This window comes from Anabaena sp. CCY 9613 (assembly GCF_963920895.1).
Lineage (GTDB): Bacteria > Cyanobacteriota > Cyanobacteriia > Cyanobacteriales > Nostocaceae > Cyanocohniella.
Genome location: NZ_CAWUDE010000042.1, coordinates 1 through 4717, shown reverse-complemented (window position 1 = coordinate 4717; position 4717 = coordinate 1). Strand labels below are relative to the sequence as shown.

Sequence of the window (4717 nt, the reverse complement as noted above, 5' to 3'; positions counted from 1 at the left end):
CAACCTGAGTGGTGCCAACCTGAGTGGTGCCAACCTGAGTGGTGCCAACCTGAGTGGTGCTGACTTGAGTGGTGCCAACCTGAGTGATTCTAGTAACGAAATTAGTGGCAACCTGAGAGATGCTGATCTGATTTTGGCCAGCATGATTGTTGTCAACCTGAGTGGTGCCAACCTGAGTGGTGCCAACCTGAGTGGTGCCAACCTGAGTGGTGCAAATATAGAAAATGCTCGATTCGGAAATAATCAAGGACTCTCCGAATCTATCAAACGTGAGCTAATTCAACGAGGTGCAATCTTTGAAGATTCTTCTGGCGATCACTCTAGGATTCTGCTGCCTAAATAAAGCAATTGTTAGCGATCGCCTTCGGCATTGAACTCCAATAATGGGTGTATGGAGAAGTATTTTGGTTCTTTTCCACTGTACCCTGCTTAAAAAAAGGGATAAGCAAAACGCCTATCCCCAAAAAATCAATTAATCAATGAATATCAAGTTCCACTCATCCAAGAATTGATGTACTCAACTTGGTCAGGAGTCAAAGAATCAATGTGAATACCCATTGCTTGCAACTTCAAACGAGCAATTTCTTGATCTACCTCAGTAGGAATTGAGTGCAAACCGGGTTCCAACTTACCTTGATTCTTCACCAGGTATTCACAAGCTAAAGCTTGGTTAGCAAAACTCATATCCATAACTGCGCTGGGGTGTCCTTCAGCCGCAGCCAGGTTAATCAAACGTCCTTGTCCCAGAACAACGACTGATTTACCACTGGTCAATCTATACTCTTCAGTAAAAGGACGAACTTCCTTCACTTCTTTAGCTTGAGCAGCCAGATATTTCAAATCCAGTTCAATATCAAAGTGACCGGAGTTACAAACGATCGCACCGTCTTTCATGACATCGAAGTGTTCACCACGAATGACGTGCTTGTTACCTGTCACAGTGATAAAGATATCACCTAGAGGTGCAGCTTCTGCCATTGGCAACACGCGGAAACCATCCATGACAGCTTCAATAGCCTTGATGGGGTCAATTTCGGTGACAATCACGTTACCACCCATACCGCGGGCCCGCAGTGCAGTACCTTTACCACACCAGCCGTAACCAACTACAACAATATTTTTACCAGCCAACAAAATATTTGTGGCGCGGATAATGCCATCTAGGGTAGATTGACCCGTACCATAGCGATTATCAAAGAAGTGCTTGGTGTCGGCGTCGTTAACGTTGACTGCGGGGAAGGTAAGAACGCCGTCGTTGAACATGGCGCGTAACCGCACAATGCCGGTTGTGGTTTCTTCTGTAGTCCCAATCAAATCGCCCATTTGGTGTTGGCGTTCTTGAATGAGGGTGGCAACTACGTCACTGCCATCATCAATAATAATGTTGGGGCGATGATCCAGAGCAATTTGGACGTGGCGGTTATAAGTTTCGTTGTCTTCGCCTTTGAGGGCAAATACGGGAATTTCGTGATCGGCGACGAGACTAGCTGCTACGTCGTCTTGAGTTGATAAGGGGTTACTAGCAATCAAAACAGCATCAGCACCACCGGCTTTGAGCGCGATCGCTAAATGTGCTGTTTCTGTGGTGACGTGACAACAAGCTACAAGACGAATCCCCGCAAAGGGTTTTTCTTGAGCAAAGCGATCGCGGATTTGCCCTAATACAGGCATTTCCCGTCCAGCCCATTCTATGCGCTGTCTTCCCAAGGGAGCTAGGGCGAGGTCTTTAACCTCGTGCTTTAATCGGGGAGAAGTTGCGGTCATCAAAATTTTCCTCAAAAAGTAAAAAAAGTTACGTAATAACTTACGTACTTTACTAGAGTATTCTACAACTGGTGATTCTCGGTTGTCATTACCAAGAAGCTAGTTAATTGTACTCTGGACTAGCATGACCCTGCATAGCCTTAATATCAACTTCATTCCTGACTTTTTTTGGTCTTTATTTTTGATTTTTGTTAAGAGTATTATCAGGGCTAATTTGATGTTTTCCATCTGGTAAACATAGTAATTGTGCATCTATCTAAAGTAGTAAAAGCTATCAAACATGCTAACCTTAACCCCTATGTACAGCACAATGGAACTTTAGATAAGTACATTTACTCAATTAAATTACAGAGGATAACTCTGGAAATCACCGACTGTAAATTATCTACAAGGAGGTATTTGAGTGCGCTTTCAATTTTTGGCGATCGCAAAGCAAGTTTTGTGGCCTAGTTTTGCTTCTCTCAAGCAGAAACAGGTATGTAGGAAAGAAAATTGCTTAAGTAACATCCGGACTATCGCCAAGGGCGTCCCCAACTTGGACACATCCCATAAAGCCTCCCCATCATTAGTTAGACGAGTGCAACCTAAACCCAGTCTGGGTAGGGGTGTAATGTTGACCATTGCAGGTTCAATGGCTGTGGCTGTTGTACCTATGTCCACAGCTACGGCTCAATTGCCTATAAATTTAGCTCCCAACACCTTTAGTAGCGATGCGGATACCCGAATTGCTTCTGGGCAGATTTATTTGGATGGCAACCCATTATTTCAAATAGCGGCAACCAGAAGTAATCTTTCTGAGCGATCGCGAAACGTCCAACAAAATCTCAATCAAATCCGCCAAAATTATTTGCGCTCAACAACAGCAGAAATTAAGGTAGAAATCCGGAGATTAAATGGATTACCAGTCATTTATGTAAATGGTCAATACCTGATGACCATTACATCCGAAGATGCCAGACTGCGGAATGAAGATCCATTCATAACAGCAAATCAAATCAAAGAAAAGTTGGAAGACTCCTTAGAAGTAGCAAGAGAGGAGCGACAACCTCAATTTTTAATCACACAAGGCCAAATTGCCGCTGGCATTGGTGTGGCAATGATTGTGAGCAGTTTGGGAGTATATTACTGGCAACGCCGTTTGAAACATCATGCAAACCGCCCTATACTCCCGATTTCACAAAACGCCCAACACATTACAAGTCAATTAAATCAACAGCAGGATCGACATCTTCAAGAAGTCAAAAAAAGACTGTTTCAATTGACTCAAGCAGGGATTTGGGGAAGTGGGGTTGTTTTCATTTTAGGTCTATTTCCTTATACGCGATCGTTTCAATTAGTGATTCTCACAGCCGCCCAAGTTCCTTTGAGACTGGGTGTCGTAGTACTGGGAACTTATGTAGCGATCCGTTTTACCTATGCCTTAATTGACCGCTTCACTTCTACTTTGATTAGCAGTGGTGCTTTACTAACGTCAGATACTTCTGAACGGATGCAACTGCGAGTGTCCACGTTTTCTGGTGTGACTAAAAGCATTACTACTGGGATCTGGCTAGGAATTGGTATTTTATTAGCCCTAGTTTCACTGGGTATAGATATTGTGCCGTTACTCGCAGGTGCTAGTTTAATTGGTGTGGCAGTTTCCCTTGCTTCTCAGAACTTGATTAAAGACGCGATTAACGGTTTTTTGGTGATTATAGAAGACCAGTATGCCTTAGGTGATGTCATTGCTGTGGGAGATGTCGGAGGCTTAGTAGAAAATCTTAATTTGCGGATGACTCAGTTACGAGATGCTGAAGGACGCTTGATTACGATTCCCAACAGTGAAATTAAAGTTGTTGCCAACCTTTCTAGCCGTTGGTCACGAGCCGATTTAACCATTCCAGTTGCCTATCAAGCTAATATTGATGATGCTTTACAGCTAATTAAAGATGTGGCTATGGAGATGAATCAAGATCCAGTATGGAAACAGAGGATCATTGCACCACCTGAAGTTTTGGGAATAGACGACTTTGGGGTGCGTGGTTTGATGATTCGTGTCTGGATTAAAACGCAGCCACTCAAACAATGGGACGTGGGAAGGGAGTATCGCCGACGCTTAAAAGTCGCCTTGGATACAGCCGGCATTTCTATTCCTGCACCTCAACAGGATATTTGGGTCAATGATGCTCATTTACTGGGGGCGCAAACAAATGGTAAAGCTGAGTAGTTGCTAGGGGCTAAGGGCTAGAGCAAATCTTTCACAGGTTTATTGTGGAGTGGGCTTCTAGCCCAGAACAAGTAAGATGCCTGTTCCACAAGAAAATATGAATGCACTTTTTAACTGTGTCAGTTCACAGCATTTTTCTTCCCATTTAAGTACAAATGTACTATAATAAATATAGCCTCCACAAAGCCTAGTCAAGTACAACGCGGCGATGTGAAAGTCTTCTGGAAGATGGATTCAAGGGTTAAGCCAATGATCAAGCATTACATCCTCAACCTCAACCCGACTGCCAAGCACGAATGGGATCGGTGTATATTACGTGACCCGTTGACAGCCAAACGCCCGGAGATTGCTAAATTAATCGCCGAAGCTGTCGGTGCTGATACAGGTAGTTATTTAGTAAGTGTGAATATCGAAGTACAAGTTTTGCAAGAAGCTGCTGTACCCCAAGCTGAACAACTCTCGCTGCCATTTCCAGAAATTAATGTTCCAGCGCAATTGCGGGAAGTGGCATAAGGGGAAGAAGAGGCAGGGGGGCAGGGTGCAGGGGGGAAAGATTTTCGGTGAGTACCAACATCTGTGTTTTTCATCTCCCCAATCTCCAATCCCCAATCCCTATTTATAGGAAGGTAATTTGATGGTGCAATTAAGTTATTATCCCAGTGCGATCGCCCAAGCAGCTCAACGGGTGAACGAATTGACACTCTCACCGCTAATTGCTTTCCTTCGGAACGCTCCGCGAACGCAATG

At 44.1% G+C, this 4717-nt stretch carries 4 protein-coding genes; 3 read left to right on the top strand and 1 reads right to left on the bottom strand.

Annotated features, from left to right (window positions below; all coding sequences use genetic code 11):
• Positions 1-343 (top strand): pentapeptide repeat-containing protein (locus ACM0OT_RS23665; RefSeq protein ID WP_414566818.1); only part of this gene is annotated, 343 nt, incomplete at its 5' end.
• Positions 344-486: 143 nt separating this feature from the next.
• Here the strand turns inward: ACM0OT_RS23665 and ahcY are convergent.
• Positions 487-1764, bottom strand: coding sequence for an adenosylhomocysteinase (ahcY, locus tag ACM0OT_RS23660; RefSeq protein ID WP_414566817.1), 1278 nt, complete (start codon positions 1762-1764; stop codon positions 487-489).
• Between the two features lie 610 nt (positions 1765-2374).
• Between ahcY and ACM0OT_RS23655 the strand changes: the two genes are divergently transcribed.
• Together ACM0OT_RS23655 and ACM0OT_RS23650 are read left to right on the top strand one after the other, a co-directional pair.
• The gene (locus tag ACM0OT_RS23655) at positions 2375-3970 is read left to right on the top strand and encodes a mechanosensitive ion channel family protein (protein ID WP_414566819.1); all 1596 of its coding nucleotides are present in this window, start codon (positions 2375-2377) and stop codon (positions 3968-3970) included.
• 249 nt (positions 3971-4219) lie between these two features.
• Complete coding sequence (locus tag ACM0OT_RS23650) at positions 4220-4483, top strand: hypothetical protein (RefSeq protein WP_414566816.1); 264 nt, start codon at positions 4220-4222, stop codon at positions 4481-4483.
• Positions 4484-4717: the final 234 nt, after the last annotated feature.

Bases quoted from the DNA above. Each gene is read 5' to 3' on its own strand.
- ahcY (WP_414566817.1), bottom strand. From the start codon at position 1,764: ATGACCGCAACTTCTCCCCGATTAAAGCACGAGGTTAAAGACCTCGCC.
- ACM0OT_RS23655 (WP_414566819.1), top strand. From the start codon at position 2,375: ATGTTGACCATTGCAGGTTCAATGGCTGTGGCTGTTGTACCTATGTCC.
- ACM0OT_RS23650 (WP_414566816.1), top strand. From the start codon at position 4,220: ATGATCAAGCATTACATCCTCAACCTCAACCCGACTGCCAAGCACGAA.